General features: G+C 67.7%; 17 protein-coding genes. 10 read left to right on the top strand and 7 right to left on the bottom strand.

The window, feature by feature from the left end; genetic code table 11:
* Window positions 1–5: 5 nt before the first annotated feature.
* The 8 genes from LIN44_RS10845 to LIN44_RS10810 all read left to right on the top strand — a co-directional run bounded on the left by LIN44_RS10845 (window position 6) and on the right by LIN44_RS10810 (window position 8,416).
* Complete coding sequence (locus LIN44_RS10845; RefSeq protein WP_227312092.1) at window positions 6–1,037, top strand: ABC transporter permease; 1,032 nt, start codon at window positions 6–8, stop codon at window positions 1,035–1,037.
* A 199-nt stretch (window positions 1,038–1,236) separates the two neighbouring features.
* A complete protein-coding gene (locus tag LIN44_RS10840) occupies window positions 1,237–2,001 on the top strand; it encodes an ABC transporter permease (RefSeq protein ID WP_370641648.1) in 765 nt (254 codons plus the stop codon).
* A 43-nt stretch (window positions 2,002–2,044) separates the two neighbouring features.
* Entirely contained in the window at window positions 2,045–2,593 is a 549-nt protein-coding gene (locus LIN44_RS10835; protein WP_227312091.1) for a carboxymuconolactone decarboxylase family protein, read from the top strand.
* Window positions 2,594–2,608: 15 nt separating this feature from the next.
* Window positions 2,609–4,306, top strand: coding sequence for an ABC transporter ATP-binding protein (locus LIN44_RS10830; protein WP_227312090.1), 1,698 nt, complete (start codon window positions 2,609–2,611; stop codon window positions 4,304–4,306).
* A gap of 202 nt (window positions 4,307–4,508) precedes the next feature.
* Window positions 4,509–5,585 (top strand): ABC transporter substrate-binding protein, encoded by a 1,077-nt coding sequence (locus tag LIN44_RS10825; RefSeq protein ID WP_227314379.1) that lies wholly within the window; start codon window positions 4,509–4,511, stop codon window positions 5,583–5,585.
* 11 nt (window positions 5,586–5,596) lie between these two features.
* Window positions 5,597–6,562, top strand: a complete 966-nt coding sequence (locus tag LIN44_RS10820; protein ID WP_227312089.1) for an ABC transporter ATP-binding protein — start codon at window positions 5,597–5,599, stop codon at window positions 6,560–6,562.
* Complete coding sequence (locus LIN44_RS10815) at window positions 6,559–7,395, top strand: ABC transporter permease (protein WP_227312088.1); 837 nt, start codon at window positions 6,559–6,561, stop codon at window positions 7,393–7,395. The genes LIN44_RS10820 and LIN44_RS10815 overlap by 4 nt, the downstream gene beginning before the upstream one ends.
* 112 nt (window positions 7,396–7,507) lie before the next feature.
* A complete protein-coding gene (locus tag LIN44_RS10810; protein WP_227312087.1) occupies window positions 7,508–8,416 on the top strand; it encodes an ABC transporter substrate-binding protein in 909 nt (302 codons plus the stop codon).
* Between the two features lie 206 nt (window positions 8,417–8,622).
* Here LIN44_RS10810 and panP read toward each other — a convergent pair whose 3' ends face one another.
* The 7 genes from panP to LIN44_RS10775 form a co-directional block, all read right to left on the bottom strand.
* Window positions 8,623–10,275, bottom strand: a complete 1,653-nt coding sequence (gene panP / locus LIN44_RS10805; RefSeq protein ID WP_227312086.1) for a pyridoxal-dependent aspartate 1-decarboxylase PanP — start codon at window positions 10,273–10,275, stop codon at window positions 8,623–8,625.
* A gap of 226 nt (window positions 10,276–10,501) precedes the next feature.
* The gene (locus LIN44_RS10800; protein ID WP_227312085.1) at window positions 10,502–11,602 is read right to left on the bottom strand and encodes a porin; all 1,101 of its coding nucleotides are present in this window, start codon (window positions 11,600–11,602) and stop codon (window positions 10,502–10,504) included.
* Window positions 11,603–11,659: 57 nt separating this feature from the next.
* Complete coding sequence (locus LIN44_RS10795) at window positions 11,660–12,637, bottom strand: PDR/VanB family oxidoreductase (RefSeq protein ID WP_227312084.1); 978 nt, start codon at window positions 12,635–12,637, stop codon at window positions 11,660–11,662.
* 30 nt (window positions 12,638–12,667) lie between these two features.
* Window positions 12,668–14,116, bottom strand: a complete 1,449-nt coding sequence (locus LIN44_RS10790; protein WP_227312083.1) for an NAD-dependent succinate-semialdehyde dehydrogenase — start codon at window positions 14,114–14,116, stop codon at window positions 12,668–12,670.
* A 38-nt stretch (window positions 14,117–14,154) separates the two neighbouring features.
* Entirely contained in the window at window positions 14,155–15,291 is a 1,137-nt protein-coding gene (locus LIN44_RS10785) for an aromatic ring-hydroxylating dioxygenase subunit alpha (protein ID WP_227312082.1), read from the bottom strand.
* A 141-nt stretch (window positions 15,292–15,432) separates the two neighbouring features.
* Window positions 15,433–17,028, bottom strand: coding sequence for a BCCT family transporter (locus LIN44_RS10780; protein ID WP_304524178.1), 1,596 nt, complete (start codon window positions 17,026–17,028; stop codon window positions 15,433–15,435).
* Between the two features lie 267 nt (window positions 17,029–17,295).
* Entirely contained in the window at window positions 17,296–18,381 is a 1,086-nt protein-coding gene (locus tag LIN44_RS10775; RefSeq protein WP_227312080.1) for a tartrate dehydrogenase, read from the bottom strand.
* Between the two features lie 101 nt (window positions 18,382–18,482).
* Between LIN44_RS10775 and LIN44_RS10770 the strand changes: the two genes are divergently transcribed.
* Window positions 18,483–19,397 (top strand): LysR substrate-binding domain-containing protein, encoded by a 915-nt coding sequence (locus tag LIN44_RS10770; RefSeq protein WP_227312079.1) that lies wholly within the window; start codon window positions 18,483–18,485, stop codon window positions 19,395–19,397.
* Window positions 19,394–20,380: a PAS domain-containing protein gene (locus tag LIN44_RS10765; protein WP_227312078.1), complete on the top strand. Its 987-nt coding sequence runs from the start codon at window positions 19,394–19,396 to the stop codon at window positions 20,378–20,380. The genes LIN44_RS10770 and LIN44_RS10765 overlap by 4 nt, the downstream gene beginning before the upstream one ends.
* The last annotated feature ends 22 nt before the right edge of the window (window positions 20,381–20,402 follow it).

Raw genomic sequence — 20,402 nt, 5'->3', positions numbered from 1 at the left:
CGGCGATGTCCATGCCATCGACCAAGCCTGACGCGCCTGGACCCAAGCCGGCATGGCTGGCGCGCGTGCCGTGGCGACCGGCCTTGCGCCGGCTGCTGCAGCTCGCCGGTATCGCCGCCGGCGTGGCGGTCGTCAACTTCTTCCTGCTGCGGCTCGCGCCCGGCGATGCGGCGCAGGTGCTGGCCGGGGAGGCGGGCGCCGCCACGCCGGAATACCTGGCGGCGCTGCGCTCGCAGTTCGGGCTCGACCAGCCCTGGTGGGTGCAGTTCGGCAAGTATCTGTGGCACCTGGCGCAGCTCGACCTGGGCTACTCGTACCGGCAGGGCATGCCGGTGCTGGACCTGATCCTGCAGCGCCTGCCCGCCACGCTGCTGCTGATGGGCGCGAGCATTGCGTTCGCGGTGCTGATCGGTGCGGCCCTGGGCGTGCTGGCGGCGGCGCGTGCCGGACGGGCGCTGGATACGCTGATCTCGTCGGTGGCGCTGCTGTGCTTTGCCACGCCGCTGTTCTGGATCGGCCTGATGCTGGTGCTGGTGTTCTCCGTCCGCCTCGACTGGCTGCCCGTCGGCGGCATGTTCACGGTGGAGGCCGGTCTTGCGGGCTGGGCCTACGCCGCGGACGTGGCGCGGCACCTGGTGTTGCCGGCCGCGACGCTCGGCCTGTTCTACATGGCCGTCTATGTGCGGCTGATGCGGGCCAGCATGATCGCGGTGCGGCGGCAGGATTTCGTGCGCACGGCCGTGGCCAAAGGCGCGCCCGCGGCGCGCGTGCTGACGCGCCATGTCTTGCGCAACGCGCTGCTGCCGCTGGTGACGATGGCCGGTGTTCAGGCCAGTTCCGTGATTGGCGGCGCGGTGCTCGTCGAGACGGTGTTCTCGTGGCCCGGGCTCGGACGGATGGCGTTCGAGGCGCTCTACCAGCGCGACTACAACCTGCTGCTCGGCATCCTGCTGTGCAGCGCGGTGGTCGTGGTGCTGGTCAACTGGATTGTCGATGCCGTCTACGCGCGCGTGGACCCGCGCATCCGGCTGGCCTGATGCAGCCCCGGGTGTTTACAGGAGTTGTCGCTTGTCCCTGCCTTCTTCCTCCATTTCCGTGCCGCTGCAGCGGCAACAGTCCAGTTCGCACCGCACTGCGGCCGAGGTGCCGGTGCCCCTGCCGCCATCCGTGGGCCGGCAGCGGCTGCGCCGGCTGCTGTCGTCGCCGAGCGCGGCGGCCGGCGTGGTCCTGCTGGGCATGGTCCTGGCGGCCGCGCTGTCGGCAGGCTGGATACACCCTGGCGACCCGCTCGAGATGGCGGCCGAACCGTTGTTGTGGCCGGGGCAGGACGCCGCGTTCCCGCTCGGCTCGGACATGCTGGGCCGCGACATCCTCGCGGGCCTGCTCCATGGCGCGGGCGCCTCGCTGCTGATCGCGGGGGTCTCGACGGCGCTGGCCGTGGTGCTTGGCGTGGCGGGCGGGGTGGCGGCCGGCTACTACGGCGGCCGTGCCGACCGCGTGTTCGGCGCGCTGACGACATTCTTCCTGACGATCCCGTCGTTCCTGTTCGCACTGGCCATCGTGGCGGTGGTACAGCCATCGGTATGGAAGATCGCCCTCGCGATCGGCATCACGTCGTGGCCGGCGCTCGGACGGCTGGTGCGTGCCGAAGTGCTGCGCCTGCGCCACGGCGACATGGTGCTCGCCAGCGAGGCCGCGGGTGCGAGCCACGCCCGGATCATCTTCGAGGACATCTTGCCGAACACGCTCACGCCGGTACTGGTGTCGGCGTCGCTGATGGTGGCGACGGCGATCCTGACTGAATCCAGCCTGGCGTTCCTCGGGCTGGCCGATCCCAATGTCGCGAGCTGGGGGAATATGGTCGGTGCGGGTCGCGAGGTGCTGCGCACCGACTGGTACGTGTGCGCATTGCCTGGCCTCGCGATCGTGCTGACCGTGCTCGCGCTGAACCTGCTCGGCGACGGGCTGGCGGCCGCCTTCGATCCGCGCGAACGCCGCTGAACACCCTTCGCTTCCTTATCTACCCACTTCACAGGAGAGCGTCTTGGCACGCATTCACGACATCGATCCCGACGCCCTGCAGGGCGAGGCCCGCACCACGTTCGAACGCGTGGAGCGCGAATATGGCGCGTTCGGCAACATGCTGCGCGTGCTTGGCCACCGGCCGCCCGCGGTAGCGCACCTGTTCGGCCTGCTGCTGGATTCCGCGCGCGACGCGCTGATTACGCGCAGGCATCTGGAGATCGTGCTGGTCACGGCATCGCGGCTGAACGCGTGCCACTACTGCATCAGCCACCATGTGCCGCGGCTGGAAGCGCTGGGCGTGCCGCCGGAAACGGTCGAGCGGATCCTGGAGCCCGACGTGCCGGGGCTGGATGCCGTGGAGCGCCTGGTGCGCGACTACACCGTGCAGGTCACGACGCAACGCGTCACCGACACCGTGGTGGCGCAACTGCGCCAGCATTTTACCGAGGCGCAGATCGTGGAGCTGACGCTGCGCGCGGCGCTGTGCGCATTCTTCGCGCGCTTCAATGAGGCGCTGCAGATCCAGGTCGAGCCCGAACTGTTGGCCGCGGAAATCCATGCACGCTGACGGCCCCGAGGCATCATGAAGCCGTTGCTTTCGCTGCAGGATCTTTCCATCCGCTATCCCGGCGCGGCGCGGCCCGCGGTCTCGGGCCTGAGCCTCGATGTCGGCGCCGGTGAGTCGGTCGCGCTCGTCGGCGAGTCGGGCTGCGGCAAGTCCACCACCGCGCTGGCGTTGCTGCGGCTGCTGCCGGCATCCGCGCGGGTGAGCGGCCGCCTACTGCTGGAAGGGCGCGACCTGCTGGCGCTGCGCGAGCGCGACATGGCCGCACTGCGCGGCAGCGCGGTTTCGATGATCTTCCAGGAACCGATGACCTCGCTCAACCCGGTGCTGAGTATCGGCGCGCAGGTGGTCGAGACGCTGCGGCTGCATACGGCGCTATCCGCGCAGGCGGCCCGTGCGCGCGCAGTCGAACTGCTGGACCAGGTCCGCATTCCCGAGCCGCAGCGGCGCTTCCATGCCTTCCCGCACCAGTTGTCGGGCGGGCAGCGCCAGCGCGTGATGATCGCCATGGCGATCGCGTGCGCGCCGAAGCTGCTGGTGGCCGACGAGCCAACCACCGCGCTCGATGTCACCGTGCAGGCCCAGATCCTGGAGTTGCTCGATACGCTGCGGCGCGAACTGCGCATGGCGATGCTGCTGATCACGCACGACCTCGGCGTGGTGGCGCGCTGGGCGGATCGCGTCGCTGTCATGCACGAGGGCATCAAGGTGGAGGAGCAGTCTGCCCGGACCCTGTTCCGCGAGCCGGCGCACCCCTATACGCGCGGGCTGCTCGGCGCGTCGCTGGGCGCCGCGGACGGCGTGGTGCCGCATTACCGGCAAGCCCGCTTGCCCGAGATCCGCGTGGAACGTCGTGACGACGGTACGCCGGCGGCATTCCGGCTCGAACGTCCGGCGCTGCGCGCGGCGAGCGGCAGTGGCAGTGGCGGTGGGCTGGCGCCGGCCATGCTCGAAGTCGCGGATCTCCATGTGACACACCGGTCCGGCGCGCACGCTACCGCCGCCGTGCAGGGCGTATCGTTCTCGATTGCCGCGGGCGAGACCGTGGGCCTGGTCGGCGAATCGGGCTGCGGCAAATCCACGCTCGCGCGGGCCGTGCTGCGCCTGGCGGACCATGACGCGGGGCGCATCGTCTTCGACGGCACCGACATCGCCAGCGTGGAGCGACGGCGGATGCGCCCGTGGCGCGGCGCCATGCAGCTCGTGTTCCAGGACCCGTACAGCTCGCTCAATCCGCGCCGGACCGTCGCCGAGGTGCTGGAAGGCACGCTGCAGATACACGGCGTGCGCGACCGGCACGAACGGCGCGCACGCGCGGCGGCAATGATCGACCGCGTGGGCTTGCCCGCCGCGGCGCTGCACCGCTATCCGCATGAATTCTCCGGCGGCCAGCGCCAGCGCATCGGCATCGCCCGCGCACTGATTGTCAGGCCGCGCCTGCTGGTGTGCGATGAGCCGGTGTCGGCGCTCGACGTTTCGGTGCAGGCGCAGGTCCTGAACCTGCTCGCCGACCTGCAGGCGGAGTATGGGCTGTCGTGCCTGTTCATCTCGCATGACCTTGGCGTCGTGCGCTATATCGCCGACCGCATCCTGGTCATGCGCTCAGGCCAGCTTGTCGAGAGCGGCGGCCGCGACCAGATCTGGGAGCGGCCTGCGCATCCCTACACGCGGCAGCTTCTGGCTGCCGTGCCAGGGCCCCTCGCAGCAGTCCCATGATCGTTAACTGGGACGGCTGGCCCGCCTGGAACGCTGCCGCGAGCCGTGGCATATGGACAGGCGGACGCACCCTATATCGATAGGCAAATAACTTCGTTCTGCTTGCGTGGCGTCTGCCGAATACTGGTGTGCCTGCATGACCGATTTCTCCTGGCGTCCCCGTGTTCGCGCGGGCCGCCCCACTTGCCATCTGGAACCTGCAATGTCGTCGAAACGAAGCGCTGACCTTTCTCGCCGTAACGCTCTGATGCGCATCGGCACGCTGGCCGCGATGGGCGGGACCGGACTGCTTGCCGCTTGCTCGCGCCATGACGCCGAAGCACCCAAGGCCGCCGCAAGCACCGGTGCCGGCTCGGCCGCGCCCGCGGTCGTCGGCAAGACCGGCGACAAGGTCGAGTTCAAGTACCCCGACAACCCGTCCTTCGACCTGGTCTACCTTGCCGACCAGCTCGGCTACTTCGACGGCACCAGCACACGGCCCAAGTACATCGGCAAGGTGTCCGCGCCGCAGATCATTCCGCTGACCGGGACCGGGGAGATCGACTTCGGCACCCGCATGGTGCCGCTGGTGATCTCCGCGGTGGCAAGCGGCGCCGACATCAAGGTGGTGGCCGCCGGCAACAAGACGCTGCGGGATGCCCCGCATATGAAGTACTTCGTGCGCAAGGCTTCGGGGATTCGCTCGCCGAAGGATCTGGAGGGCAAGACCATCGGCATCAACAGCTTTGGCGCCTGCGCGGAGTTCGTTACCAAGACCTATCTGCGCCAGCAGGGCGTCGACGTCACCAGGATCAATTTCGTGGTCATTCCCGATGATCAGGCCGAGCAGACGCTGGTGAACGGCAACACCGACCTGGCCATCATCCATGCCCCGTTTTCCGGCCGCGCCGATCATGCCGGGTCGCTGACGCGGCTGTGGACAGACTTCGATCTAGACGGGGGGCTCGGCGGCATGCAGCCCTACAGCGCGCACGGCCGCTTTGTCCGCGAGCATCCGCAGGCGGTACGCGATGTGGTGACGGCCCTGGCAAAAGCCGGCAACTGGGTCAATGCACATCCGGAAGATGCACGAAAGCTGATCTCCGAGCGTATCAAGCTCAAGCTCGAGTTTGTCGACCGCTACGCCTACGTCGACAACCTGGTCGTCACCGAGCCGCCGATCCAGTACTACATCGACGTACTGGAAGCTGAAGGCAAGCTCGCCAAAGGCAAGGTCAGGGCGAGCGACATCTACACCAACGAATTCAACCCGTACGCGACTGCCGCGGCCAAGGCATGACGTTGGCTCCCATGAATCCGAAGATCACGGCGCGCGACGTCAGCATGGCCTATACCGTGCGCAACGCGCGCGGCGCTGCCGAAACCGTGGATGTGCTGCACGGCTTCGATCTCGATGTGCGCGAAGGCGAATTCCTCTCGATCCTGGGACCATCCGGTTGCGGCAAGTCGACATTCCTCAGCATTCTCGCGGGCCTGGCGCAGCGCACCGGCGGCGACATCCTGATCAGCGGCCGGGAACTGCAGGGCGTCAATCTGAACCAGGGGGTGGTGTTCCAGGGTTATGCACTGTTTCCCTGGCGCACGGTGCTGGAGAACATCGAGGTCGGACTGGAGATACGCGGCGTCGGCAGGGCGCAGAGACGACGGATTGCGACCGAGTATCTCGAACTGGTCGGGCTCCATGGCTTCGGCAGCCGCTATCCGCACGAGATATCCGGGGGCATGAAGCAGCGCGTGGCCATTGCCCGCTCGCTTGCCTACGAGCCGGACGTGCTGCTGATGGACGAGCCCTTTGCCGCGCTCGACGCCCAGACCCGGGAAATCCTCCAGGGCGAACTGCTGCGGATCTGGGAGCAACGGCGCAAGACCATCGTGTTTATCACCCATAGCCTGGACGAAGCGATCTTCCTGTCCGATCGCGTGGCCGTGATGACGCGCCGGCCAGGGACGATCAAGGCGATTCTTGACGTGCCGTTGCCTCGTCCGCGTGAAGCGGAGCTGCGCAATGCGCCGGAGTTTGTTGGGCTGCGCCAGCAAGCGTGGGAGATTCTCAAGGATGAAGTCCAGTTCGCCAATCCGGCGGCTACGCCACGCCCGCTCGGCGCGACCGCCAGCCCCGGCGAACGGCTTGAAGCCGAGCCCGCCATTGCCACGTCGGCCGGCACAAAGGGTCAGCCATACGGCAGCGACAGCCGGCTCGCGCCGGCGGCGCAGGGTGTGATACGCCATGCAGCCGGGGAGGGGGCCGCATCATGACGACATCGCATGCCGTCACCGCCCGTGCATCGCGCAGCACCGGTTTTTCAGCCCGGCGGTGGTTCGCCCGGGCCGGCGATCGCGCACTTGGCCTGGCGGGCATTGTCGCGTTCCTGTTGCTTTGGGAACTGGTCCCGCGTGCGGGCATCGTCAGCGCAGCGTACCTCAGTCCACCGTCGGAAGTGTTGGCCACCATCTGGCAGATAGCGGGCGACGGCAGCCTCGCCAGGCACCTGTGGGCAAGCTTGCGGCGTTCGCTGTGGGGGCTGGCGTTGGCCATTTCGCTCGGGGTTTCGCTTGGGCTGCTGATGGGATGGTTCGCGCGTTTCGAGGCCATTGTCGATCCGATCCTGCAGTTTTTCCGTCAGACTTCGGCCTTTGCGCTGTTCCCGGTCTTTATCCTGTTTCTCGGCATCGGCGAGCTGTCCAAGGTTGCGTTGATCTTCTGGGCCTCGTTCTGGCCGGTGCTTCTGAGCACGATCGCCGGCGTCAGGCAGGTCGACAAGCTGCTGATCCACTCGGCAGTATCGATGGGCGCCTCGCGCGGCTTTGTGTTCCGCAAGGTCGTGCTTCCCGCCGCGTCCCCGTCGATCTTCACCGGTGTACGGCTGGCCGGCACGTACTGCGTCACCGCGCTGGTAGCGGCCGAGATGATCGGCGCGCATTCCGGGCTCGGCTTTCTCACGCTGAATTCGCAGGAGGTCTTCCAGATTCCCCTGATGTACGCGGGAATCCTGCTGCTTGCGCTGGTTGGTCTGGCGCTGAACTATGTGCTGGCCGTGGTCGAGCGGCGGCTCATGCGCTGGCGCAAGGGGCTGACCGTCAATGGCTGAGTTGCCGGCTTCCGGAACGCCCCTTGCCGAGCCGGCGGTTCGGGTACGGTACGGAGGCAAGCGCGAAGGAGAGGCCGGGAGTCGAGGCGCGCGCCGGCCGGGCCGGCGCAACGTGGCGGCAGCCGCCATCCTGCTGGCGCTCGCGGCAGCGGTGACAAGGCTGGCGGCTGGGCCGATCCTGGTGCGCATGCCCGAGATGCCGGAACGCTTGCCGGCACCCTGGCCAGGCTGGCTGGCGCAACTCGCGCGCGAGCCCGAATGGCGCGCGGTGCCTGCCGGCCCCGTGCTTGCCGGGGCAGTCAGGCGCGGCGAGCTTGTAGTTGGCGTGCGCGCCTATCCGCGTCCGGCACCGCCGAACCGCCCGACGCCGCCCGAGCCTGACGCGTTCGATGTGGAATTCGGGCGTTATATTGCCGCTCGCCTTGATGTGCGCTTGCGCGTAGTCGCGCTGCAGCCCGATGCGCCCGGCAAGGTCGCCGCAAGCGTGCCCGGGATCGATCTCGTGATAGCCGGCAGCGCAATGGACAGCGCGCGCCCGGCGAGCGCCTCGTCCACGAACTACACCGGAGGGAAAGGCGGGCTGGTCGCGCTGCGCGGCGGTCCGCTTCATACGCTTGCGGATCTCGCCGGCAAGCGGGTATGCGTGGCAAGCGGCAGCCCGTATGCCAGCGAGCTTGGCTACGCCGGCGCTCTGCCGCGGATCTACGCATCCGCAATCCATGCCGTATCGGCGTTCATGGCCGGAGACTGCGAAGCACTCGCCGAGGACGAGGTCGTGCTTGACCGCCTGATGGGCTTGCCCGAATGGCGCTTCTATCGCCGTCTCGAGGCGCGGCTGACGCCGGCGCCTTACGCACAGATGGCGCTGAGCGCGCCCGACACGGCATCGCAGGCGTGGATCGACCTGGCTGCGCGGCATTGGAAGGCAGGCGGGGCATTTGCCGGTGCACGCGAGCGCCGCGCGGCCAATGTCGGGTTCGAGGTGGGGCTGCTGCAGAACGGCCTGGTCTGCCACTCCTGATATCTTTTGCGGGGATCCGGCAGCGGCAGATGTTGGCGGCAATCCGGTGGCCGACGGTGCCATCGGGCCGCGTTTCTACACGGCCCTGCTGGACGGATTGCGCTTGTCCGGCGAGGCGCTGGCCGGCAGGAAGTTGCCGTAGATGAGGGGTGACGCCTCACCCTGTTCGATCCCGTGCACCATCCGCGGCGCGAGATCGCCAGATCTCACCCGACGTCCTGCGCCTCCGCCAGCGCCATCAGCGGCGCCATGCACGGGCTGGCCGCCGCCAGCGCGCGATGTTCGTCGAGGATGGACTGGAGCATGGCGGGCGTCGTATCCGGGTTGGCCAGCACCACCCGGAAGACGGCGATCGGGCGCCCGCCCCATTGCGCCGACACCAGTTGCGTGCGCGAGACGAACGAGCGGCCGGCATCGCGCTGCATTTCCTGGACGCTGATGGTCAGCGCATCGAGCGCATCGAGGAGCTTCTCGCGCCGGTCCGCCGAGGCCGTGGCCAGCGCGGCGCGGACGGTCTGCGGCACATGGCGGTAGGTCAGGATGCACAGCTGCGGATGGCTGTCGAGCTCGAAATCGGGCTGCTGCGCGATCAGGCCGGCAAAGTAGCGCGCGTTGTCGATGCTGCGCTCGATCAACTGCGCCAGCCCCTTGCGCCCGAGCAGGTGCAGGTTGGCATAGAGCATGACCGCCGCCGCGCCGCGCGATCCTTCCAGCGTATGGCGCCCCAGGTCGACCGAGCCCTTGCGCACGATATAGTTGGCGTGCTGGACGATGTCCTGCGTCCATGCGGGGCTGCGGAACAGCACCATGCCGGCGCCCATCGGCACGTAGAACTGCTTGTGCGCGTCGATGACCACGGAATCGGCACGCTCGATGCCCGCGAAGCGCCAGCGCTCGCGCTCCGACAGCAGCGTGGCGCCGCCCCAGGCGGCATCGACGTGGAAATGGCAGCCGGCCTCTTGCGCAACGTCGGCCATCGCGTCGAGCGGATCGACCGCGCCCGTCTCGGTGGTCCCGGCGATGCCGACGATTGCCATCGGCCGGATGTTGCGCTGCTGCAGCTCGCGCAGGGTGTCGCGCAGCAGGCCGATGCGCATGCGGCCGTCCGCATCGACCCCGACCGGCACGAGATTGTCGCGCCCGATGCCCAGCACATCGGCGGCCTTGCGCAGCGAATAATGCCCGCGCTCCGAGACCACGATGGCGAGCCCGTCATGGCCGTAATGGCGCAGCGCGGCCGCCAGTCCGGCGTGATGGATGCCGGCGAAGCCGTCACGCGCGCCCAGCAGCTGGTTGCGGCTGGCCCAGAGCGCGGTGAGGTTGGCGACGGTGCCGCCCGAGCAGAACGCGCCGAGCGCGTGGTCGGCATCGTGCAGCCATCGCGCATAGAACGCGCGGTCCCCGGCAAAGACCAGCTTGTGCAGCATGCCGATGACCTGGCGCTCCAGCCCGGTCAGCGCGCCCGAGGTCTCGAGCTTGACCACGTTCTGGTTCAGCGCCGTGACCACCTTGGCCAGGGACGGCATGAACGACGGCAGCGACGACGTCATGTGTCCGACGAAGGTTGGCGATGCCACCGGCATTACGTGCCGGAACACGTCGTTGAGCAGGTGATCGGCATGCGCTTGCGGCGACGTCGGCGTCTCGGGCAGCTCGACCGACGCGAACCGCTCTGCCCGCGTGGCGCAGGCGCCGGCCGGCTCGAAATGCTCGCCGGCAAAGAAATCCGCCGGGTGCTCGGCAATCAATCGCTCGAGCGATTCGAACGCGCCGCGGTCCGCGTCGAACCAGCGCAGGGGGCAGTCGTCGCCGCTGGTCGTGGTGGGTGAGGTCTCCAGGGGAGAGAGGTCCGCCTTCATTTGCATCGCCAGATTCAATCCAGTACCGCCATGGTGTTCCGGGCATTATGCCGGATCACAGGGATTCGGATGGCGAAGGGCCTCCCGCGCCATCTGGCGTGCTCGTGACGACAGCCCGGAAGCTGCTTCCGGGAGATAGCACGAGAGGCATATTCGGCAGTTTCCACTCGGGGCAGGCTGCGCCGGAGTGTGCTGCCGGGCTTCCAGGGGGCGTGCGAGGCGGGGCTCAGAACAGGTGGCGGACGCCGGCCATCACCCCCACGCGGGTCGTGCTGCGCACATCGGTCACCGGCGTGCCGCCCCAGTACTCGGTCTCCCGTCCGACCGTGCCGCCGCGGGCGAAGGTGGCGTCGGCCTCCAGGAACAGGCTGGTGCGCTTCGACAGGGCATAGTCCGCCACGGCCGATACCGCGTCGGCATTGCCGCTGCCGAGCGGGATCGGCGTGGCCTGGAATTGCGTCGTCACGTTGCCGCTCTGCTTGTAGCGGTAGTAAGCGCCCGACAGGTGCAGGGCCGGCGTGAGCTGGTAGCCGAGGCCGACGAAGGCGATGCCGAAGCGGGCGTCGGGCCCGGTCTCGCGCCGATCCTCGCGCCGGCCCATGTAGCCGAGGTAGCCGGTGGCCTTGCCGAACACGTATGACGCGCCGACCGAGTAGTTGTGCAGCGTGTTGGCGCCGGTGCCCGGGCGTTGCTGGTCATAGGCCACGCCGAGCGCCAGCGGTCCTTGCTGGAACATCACCCCGCCGCCGAAGGTCGCGCCGCGCGCCATGCTGCCGGCGCGCTCGCCGAAGCCGTAGTCGAGTTGCACGCTGACCGGGCCGACCGTCTTCTTGTACACCACGCTGTTGTTGACGCGGTAGCCCTGGAAGAAGATGTCGCCGCCGGTGTAGAGCGGGTCGGACCAGAAGTTGCCCCAGCTTTGGTCGAGCGGGTCGAAGGCCCAGCCGATGTTGTTCAGGGCGTTGTACTGGCGGCCGAAGGTCAGGGCGCCCCAGTCGCCGGAGACGCCGACGTAGGCCTGGCGGCCGAACAGCGCGTTGTAGGCGGTCTTGCCGTCGTCGGTGCCGAAGCCGTTTTCCAGCAGGAACACGGCCTGGTTGCCGCCGCCGAGGTCTTCGCTGCCTTTCAGGCCCCAGCGGCTGCCGCCGATGCCGCTGGCAACGAGTTCGGCCTGGTCGTGATGGCGGCCGTCGAGGTTCGAGGTGTAGCGCACCGCGGTGCTGACGACGCCATAGAGCGTCACGTTCGACTGGGCCTGCGCTGCGCAAGGGAAGGCGGCAGGCAGCAGCGTGCCCGCCAGCAGCCAGAGGCCGGCTGGTCTGTTCATATGGTCTCCTCCGTGAGAATGGCGGCCGGCATCGCGTGCGCCGGCCTTTCTTGTGGCTTACAGGTCGAGCACCAGCCTGCCGCCCCTGGCCCGCGACACGCAGATCATCATGGTCTTCTGGGATGCCTTTTCCTGGTCGCTCAGGTACTGGTCGTAGTGGACGGCTTCGCCTTCGAGGATGCGGGTCTCGCAGGTACCGCACACGCCTTCGCGGCACAGGCATTCGACCGGCACGGTGCTGTCGCGCTCGATCGCCTTCAGGATCGACTCGCCGGCGGCCACCTCCACGGTCTTGCCGGATTTCGCCAGCACTACGGTAAAGGCGTCGCCCGCCTGCTCGGGCGCGGCAAATTGCTCCCAGTGCACGCGCGACGAATCGAGGTGGACGTCTTGCGCGGCCGTGCGCACGGCGTCGATCAGCGGTGCCGGGCCGCAGACATAGACATGGGCGCCGGCCCGCATGCCGCCGAGCAAGCCAGCCAGGTCCAGCTTCTGCCCCTTGCTGTCGACATAGAAGCTGACCTGGCCCCCGGAAGACGCCTGCGCGAGCGCCGCCAGTTCGTCGCGGAACGCGCCGTGCTCGTCGGCGCGGAACGCGTAATGCAGCTCATGCGAGGCGCCGCGCTTGCGCAGTTCATGCATCTGCGACATGAACGGCGTGATGCCGATGCCGCCGGCGATCAGCACGTGGTGATGCGCGCCAGGGTCGAGCGCGAACAGGTTGTTCGGCGTGGTGATGGTGAGCGCGTCGCCTTCGGCCACCTTGTCGTGCAGGAACGCGGAGCCGCCTTTGGACTTCTCCTCGCGCCGCACGCCGATCTGGTAGCTGCCGAGCGCATCGGGCGAGCTCATCAGCGAGTAGGCGTTGCTGTACTGGCGCGCGCCGTCGCGCATCTGCACGATGACGTGGCTGCCGCCGGTGAAGGGCGGCAGCTCGCCGCCATCCATCGCTTCCATGGTGAAGCGCTTGATCAGCGGGGTCACGTGCTCGATGCGCGCAACCCGCACCTGGAGGGTCTGGTAGGTATTGCCCATGCTGCTGTCTTCCGGGAGTGCTGGCGCGCGTTACAGCGCCATGCAGAGGTATTTCATTTCGAGGTAGTCCTCGATGCCGTACTTCGAGCCCTCGCGGCCCAGGCCCGATTGCTTCACGCCGCCGAACGGCGCCACCTCGTTCGAGAACAGGCCGGTGTTGATGCCGACGATGCCGTATTCCAGCTGTTCGGCCACGCGCCAGACGCGGCCGATGTCGCGGCTGAAGAAGTAGGCGGCCAGGCCGTAGATGGTGTCGTTGGCCATGCGCACCACGTCGGCCTCCGAGGTGAAGCGGACGATGGGCGAGACCGGCCCGAAGATTTCCTCGTCGAGCACGCGCATGCCGGGTTTGACGTCGGCCAGCACCGTCGGTGCGAAGAACTGCGCACCGGCGTCATGGACGCCGCCGCCGATGGCGATGCGCGCGCCCTTGCTGACGGCATCCGCCACCAGCTCACTGACCTTGGCGACCGCCTTTTCGGTGATCAGCGGGCCGATCTCGCTGCCGGCGCTGAAGCCGTTGCCGACGCGCAGTCCGGCCACCTTGCTCACGTAGCGCTCGACAAACTGGTCGTAGACGGCGTCGTGGATATAGAGCCGGTTGACGCAGACGCAGGTCTGCCCGGCGTTGCGGTACTTGGCCTGGATCGCGCCCTCGACCGCCGCGTCGATATCGGCGTCTTCGAATACGATGAACGGCGCGTTGCCGCCGAGTTCCAGCGATACCTTCTTGACCGTGCCGGCGCACTGCTGCATCAGCAGGCGTCCGACCGGCGTGGAGCCCGTGAACGACAGCTTGCGCACCAGCGGGTGGCCGGTGAACTGGCTGCCGATCGCCGCCGCGTCGCCGGTGACGATATTCAGCACGCCCGCCGGGATGCCGGCGCGCAGCGCCAGGTCGGCCAGCGCCAGCGCGCTGAACGGCGTTTCGTTGGCGGGCTTGACCACCATGGTGCAGCCGGCCGCCAGCGCGGGCGCAGCCTTGCGCGCGATCATCGCCGCCGGGAAGTTCCACGGCGTGATGGCGGCGCAGACGCCGATCGGCTCGCGCACCACCACCAGGCGCTTGTCGGCGGCCGGGGAGGGGATCACGTCACCGTAGAGGCGCTTGGCTTCCTCGCCGAACCACTCGATGAACGAGGCGGCGTAGCGCACCTCGCCGCGCGCTTCGGCCAGCGGCTTGCCCTGCTCGCGGGTCATGATGGCGGCGAGGTCGTCTTCGTTCTCGATGATCAGGTCGAACCACTTGCGCAGCAGCGCGGCGCGCTCCTTGGCGGTGCGGGCCTTCCACGCGGGCAGCGCGGCGTTGGCGGCTTCGATGGCGGCGACGGCGCCGGCCTCGCGCATCAGCGGCACGGTGCCGACCTGCTCGCCGGTGGCGGGGTCGGACACGGCTACGGTGGCGGCGTCGGGCGCGTCGGTCCACTCGGCGCCGATCAGGGCTTGCTGGCGGAACAGGGTGTTGTCGTTGAGTTGCATGGGTCTGGTCTCCGTTTCGGTATGGGTGCTGCCGGCGCTTACGCGCCTTCGTATTCCCTGGCCACCTTGCGGTGGAAATGCACGATGCCGTGCTCGCTGATGCCGCTGCGCTGGCGGTCGACCATGATCCGGCCCTGGCCGCGATAGCCGCGCGACTTCAGGCCCTTCTGCACGCTCTCGACCAGGCGCAGGTCTTCCGGGCGGAACACGTCGCGATACCACTCGACCAGCTTGTTCTGGTCCTCGGTCAGCTCCTTGTTCAGGAAATAGATGTCGTAGTGCTGCAGCGTGACTTCGGCGCTGGCCGGGAACTCGTAGATCACGGTCATGAAGTTGGCGCCCGGCGGCACGTTGAACATGGTGCAAGGCCAGGCCCAGAAGCCGCTGAAGCTGGGGTCCTTGACCGACTCGTCGAGCTTGAAAGACTTCTCCGACGACTTGGCATGGCCGAACTGCAGCGACCAGTTCTCGTGCAGCGTGTGGGTATAGCGGTCGACCTGCACGGAGTCCGAGAAGCCGGGGTGGGCCGGGCCGCAGTGGTAGCACTCCATGTAGTTGTCGACGATGGACTTCCAGTTGGCCGGCGTCTCGGTGACGAAGCGGGCGCCGAGGTGGAGCTCGTCGATCACCGGGCAGGCGGCGCGCATGCGGGCTTCCAGGCCGGGGAGCTGGGCCTCGACGGTGCCGGCGTCCGGGTTCATGTTGATAAAGACGAAGCCGGCGTATTCCTCCACCTTGACCGGGACCAGGCTGGATTTGCTCTTGTCGAAGTTGGGGACGTTGTCGCAGTTGCGCGCCAGCGCCAGTTCGCCATCGAGCTTGAAGGTCCAGGCGTGGTACGGGCAGGTGATGACGTTCCTGGCGCGGCCGCTGCCTTGCAGCAGCTGGTGGCCGCGGTGCGGGCACACGTTGTAGAAGGCGCGCAGCACGCCTTCGCGGTCGCGCAGCACGACGATGCTTTCGCCGATGATGTCGCGGGTGACGTAGTCGTTCGGCTCGGCCAGTTCGCTGCGGTGGGCCACACAGATCCAGCTGTTGGCGAAGATCTTTTCCTTCTCGTATTCGAACACCGCGTCGCGGGTGTAGTACGAGGCGGGCAGGGTCCAGGCGTTTTCGTCGTCGGCGCAGAAATCGGCGGGCAGCTTGACGGCGGCGTTGTCGAGGATCTTCTCCATGGTGGGTTTCCTTTGGTTAATTTGTAGTTAAGCGTTAAATATTGTTTAACAACAAGGCGGAAGAAAAAGCCCGATGCGGGCAAGTTGCTAGTCAGCGACGGGCAGGACAGGCCGCGGGGGGCCTGCCTGCCCGTCAATCCGTCAGGTGCCGGCGACCACGGCCGAGCGCTCGGCGGTCTCGGCGCGCGGCTCGCCGTCAGCCCGGGCCGCCTCGATCAGGTGCGCCGGGGTGTCGGCGTAGTCCTGCAGCAGCCAGCGGAACAGGCCGAACAGCTTGATGCCGAGGATCACCAGGAACGGGATCGCGGTCAGCACGACGGCGGTCTTCATGGTCTCCAGCGATGCCTTGACGAACAGCATCGCCAGCGGCACCAGGGTCAGCATCACGCACCAGAACACGCGGCTGGTCGGCGAGGGGTCCTGTCCTTCGGCCAGGTTGCGCGTGGTGGTGGCGGCCACGGCGTAGGCGACGGCGTCGACGTGGGCGGCGAGGAAGACGATCATGATCGCCAGGTACACGGCCAGGAAGACCTTGCCCGCCGGCAGCGCGCTCAGCAGCATCTCCACTGCGGCCTCGCCGCCGTGCTCCTTCAGGATGCGCGGCACGTCGATGGCGCCGGTGATGAACTGGTGCATGCTGTAGCTTTCCAGCGCGCCGAAGAAGAACCAGCAGCCGATGCTGCCGCCCAGCAGCAGTGCGTAGATGACTTCCTTGATCTTGCGTCCCTTGGACACGCGCGCCACGAACATCGCCACGCCGGGCGAGTACGACACCCACCACAGCCAGTAGAACACCGTCCAGCCGCGGCTGAAGGCGCCGTCGCCGGTGGGGTCGGTGAACAGGCTCATATGGACGTAGTTCTGCAGCATCAGGCCCAGGCCGTTGACGATGTTGTTGCCGGCGAACAGGGTCGGCCCGATGGCGAACACGACCGCGGCCAGCAGCAGCGCGCCCCAGCACACCATATGGCTCAGGCGCTGCATGCCGCCGTTGATGCCGATGTAGGCGCTCGCCGAGAACAGCACCGATACGCCGACGATCACGATCAGCTGCGTGACGAAGGTATCGGGTACGCCGAACAGCCCGGACAGGCCGCGCGTGAAGGTCGACGCCGTCAGCGCGATCGAAACCGTCAGCGCGCCGAACATCGTCAGCAGGAAGATCAGGTCCACCAGCCGGCCCACCGGGCCGGTGGCGCGGAAGCCCGTGATCGCTTCGACGATGGACGCCAGGTTCAGCCCCTTGTTCTTGCGCACGTGGAAGTGGTACGCCATCGCCAGCGAGGGCAGCGCGTACACCGCCCAGGCGCTCAGGCCCCAGTGGAAGAACGAGTAGCTGATGGAGTGCTCCAGCGCCTCGCGGGTGCCGGTGGGCACGTTCAGGCCGGGCGACTGGTAGTAGTAGACCCACTCCATCACGCCCCAGTACATGGTCGACGACCCCATGCCGGCGCAGATGAACATGAACACCCACGACAGGGTGGAATACTCGGGCTTGCCTTCGCCGAGGCGCACGTTGCCGTACTTGCTGAAGGCCAGCCCGAGGCAGGCGATGACGCAGCCGAACACGAAGATCTGGACCAGCGAGCCGAAGGAGCGCGTGGACCATTCGAACAGATGGGTGGCGGTGGCGGCCGCCTGGGCGGGCCAGCGGACCATGGCAATGACGGTGACCAGCACGGCGGTGAGCGTGCAGACGGTCAGGAATCCGTCGCGGCGGGGCGTGGACGTTTTCAATTCGATCTCCTCCGATGCGTCTTGGCGCATGGGTGCTTTGTGGTGGAACTTGTCTAACCGGCGCGGTGAGGTCCGCGTTCTTGTCTTGCGTTTTGTAAACCAATGGTTTACAGTAACTATTGGTTTACGCAAACTCTATGCAAAATTCCGGCGATGCACAAGCTCCGCGCTGAAAAAAAATCCGGGTGTGCCCGATGGGCCTGTTGGCGCAAGGCAGGGCAGACGTGGCGCGCGAATTCCGCGTCACGTGCTGCCGTCGATGTCGCCTCAGAGGGCCTCGGCGATGGCCTTGCCGACGTCGCTCGTGCCGGCCTTGCCACCGGCATCCGGTGTCAGCGGGCCTTCGCGCAGCACGGTCTCGATGGCGGCGAGGATGGCGTCATGCGCCTGCTTGCCCGCGGCACCGCCGAGGAAATCGAGCATCATCGCGCCCGACCAGATCATGCCGATGGGGTTGGCGATCTGCTTGCCGTAGATGTCCGGCGCCGAGCCGTGCACCGGCTCGAACAGCGACGGAAACTCGCGCTCGGGGTTCAGGTTGGCCGAACCCGCCAGGCCGATGGTGCCGGTGCAGGCCGGGCCCAGGTCGGAGAGCAGGTCGCCGAACAGGTTGGAAGCGACCACCACGTCGAAACGCTCGGGCTGCAGCACGAAGCGGGCGCACAGGATGTCGATGTGCTGGCTGTCCCATGTCACGTCGGGGTATTGTGCGCCCATGGCGGCGGTGCGCTCGTCCCACCACGGCATGCTGACGGCAATGCCGTTGGACTTGGTGGCCGAGGTCAGGGTCTTGCGCGGACGCGCTTGCGCCAGCTCGAACGCGTACTTCAGGATGCGGTCGGTGCCGTGGCGGCTGAAGATCGACTGCTGCATCACGATCTCGCGCGCGGTACCCTCGTACATGCGGCCGCCGACCGGGCTGTACTCGCCCTCGGTGTTCTCGCGCACCACGTAGAAGTCGATGTCGCCGGGCTGCTTGCCGGCGAGCGGGCAGGGCACGCCGGGCAGCAGGCGCACCGGGCGCAGGTTGACGTACTGGTCGAACTCGCGGCGGAACCTGAGCAGCGAGCCCCACAGCGAGATGTGGTCGGGCACCTTGTCGGGCCAGCCCACCGCGCCGAAATAGATCGCGTCGAAGCCGTCGAGCTGCGCTTTCCAGTCGTCCGGCATCATCTTGCCGTGGCGCAGGTAGTAGTCGCAGTTGGCCCATTCGAAGTGGCGCACTTCGATCGGCAGGTTGAATTTGCGCGCCGCGGCTTCGACGACGCGCAGCCCTTCGGGAAGGACCTCGTTGCCGATGCCGTCGCCGGCGATGGCGGCGATGCGGAACGCAGCTGGGAATGGTTTGGTCATGGCGGTGTCTCGCTCGTGTCTGGTGGTCAGGACCCGGTCGAGGATGCCGCGAAACCGGGCGCGGATCATCCGCGCAAGCGTGGATACAGGAAACACGAATCGTGAATAATCTGCCGCCACTGGAAGACCTGCGGGTGTTCTGCCTGGTTGCCCAGCGCGCCAGCTTCGTCGCCGCCGCGGAAGAGCTGGGCAGCTCGCCGGCCTATGTCAGCAAGCGCGTCAAGGCGCTGGAACAGACGATGGGCGCGCAACTGCTGCACCGGAGCACGCGCCAGGTGTCGCTGACGGAAAACGGCGAGCGCGTGTACCGCTGGGCGCGCCACATGCTCGACGAGATCGGCCAGTTGATGGACGACGTCTGCGCCGGCGGCGGCGCGCCGCGCGGGCTGGTGCGGATCGGCAGCAGCGTCGGCTTCGGCAGGCGCCATGTCGCGCCGCTGATCTCCGCTCTGTGCCGGCAGTACCCCGCGCTGGAAATCCGCTTCGACGTGTTCGACAAGCTGGTCGACCTGGTGGCCGAGGGCATCGACCTCGACATCCGCATCGGCAACGACATCGCGCCGCACCTGATCGCGCGCCGGCTGGCGCGCAACTGGCGGGTGCTGTGCGCGGCGCCATCGTACCTCGCGGCGCGCGGCGCGCCGCAGACGCTGGATGCGCTGCAACAGCACGACTGCCTCGTCACCAAGGAGCGCGACCATCCGTTCGGCATCTGGCGGCTGACCGGGCCGGAGGGCGACCGCAACGTCAAGGTCGGCGGACGCCTGTCGTCCAACCACGGCGAGATCGTCACGGGCTGGGCCCTGGACGGGCATGGGATCATGCTGCGCTCGATGTGGGATGTCGGGCCCGACCTCAAGGCCGGCCGCCTGGTGCAGGTGCTGCCCGGCTACCGGCAGGACGCGGATATCTGGGCGGTGTATCCTTCGCGCCTTTCCGGCTCGGCACGGCTGCGCGCCTGCGTCGAGTTTTTCATGCGGCATCTCGGCGATGCCACCGGGGAATCCAGCACATGACAGAAAACAGCTTTGCCTTCCGCCTCAAGGAACTGCTCGAACACAAGAAGCTCACGCTGCAGGCGGTGGCCAACGCGCTCGAGGTGTCGCGCCCGGCCGTCCATAAATGGACCAGGGGCGGCGAGATCGACTACGAGAAACTGCGCAAGCTGGCGGCGTTCCTTGGCGTCAACTGGATCTGGCTGCGCTATGGCGAGCAGGCGCGGCAGGAGGCCGAAAGCTCCAGCGCGGTGGAAATCCCCATGACCGACATGCGCCGCCGCTACACCGCCGAGATCATGGAGAGCGAGGCGCGCATGAAGCTGGCGCAGGAGGGCGCGCGCATCGTCACGTGGGAATGGAACCTGATCACCGACGACGTGACCTACTCGTCCAACGTCGAGGCCGTATACGGCTGGCGCATCGTCAGCAACGAAAGCTTCTGGAAGCATGTGCATGCCGACGACGTGCCGATGATGAACGCTGCCTACGAGGAGTCGTTACACACCGGCCGTGCGCACGAATTCGACTTCCGCCTGTACCAGCCTGACGGCAGCATCCGCTGGATCTCGTCGCGCGCCACGCCGGTGCGGGAGCTGGACGGGCGCATCGTCAAGATCGTCGGCATCAGCATGGACAATACCGCGCGCAAGCTCGCCGAGCAGTCGCTGCGCGACCAGCAGGCGCGCTTCCAGGCGGTGTTCGAACTGACGGCGGAAGGCATGGCGCTGCTGGATGGCGCGTTGCGGTGCGAGTCGGTCAACGCGGCGCTGGCGCAGATGGTCGGCTGCGATGCCGATGCCCTGCTGGGCGACGGGCTGGCCGGACGCTTCGCCGATGGCGGAGCGCGCCTGCGCCGGATGACGCGCGCCCGGCCGCGGGCGGAGTTTTCCACCGGGTTGCAAGGCGTGGATGGCAGTGCGCTGGCGGTGACGGTGCGGGCAACGCTGAACCGCAGCGAGGACGGCGCGTCGTACTACGCGCTGGCGCTGCGCCGTGCCTGACGGTTCGACCGGCTCCCGTTCC

This window comes from Cupriavidus sp. MP-37 (assembly GCF_020618415.1).
Classification (GTDB): Bacteria; Pseudomonadota; Gammaproteobacteria; order Burkholderiales; family Burkholderiaceae; genus Cupriavidus.
The sequence above is the reverse complement of the archived record's forward strand: the minus strand, read 5'-3'. Positions and strand labels throughout refer to the sequence as shown.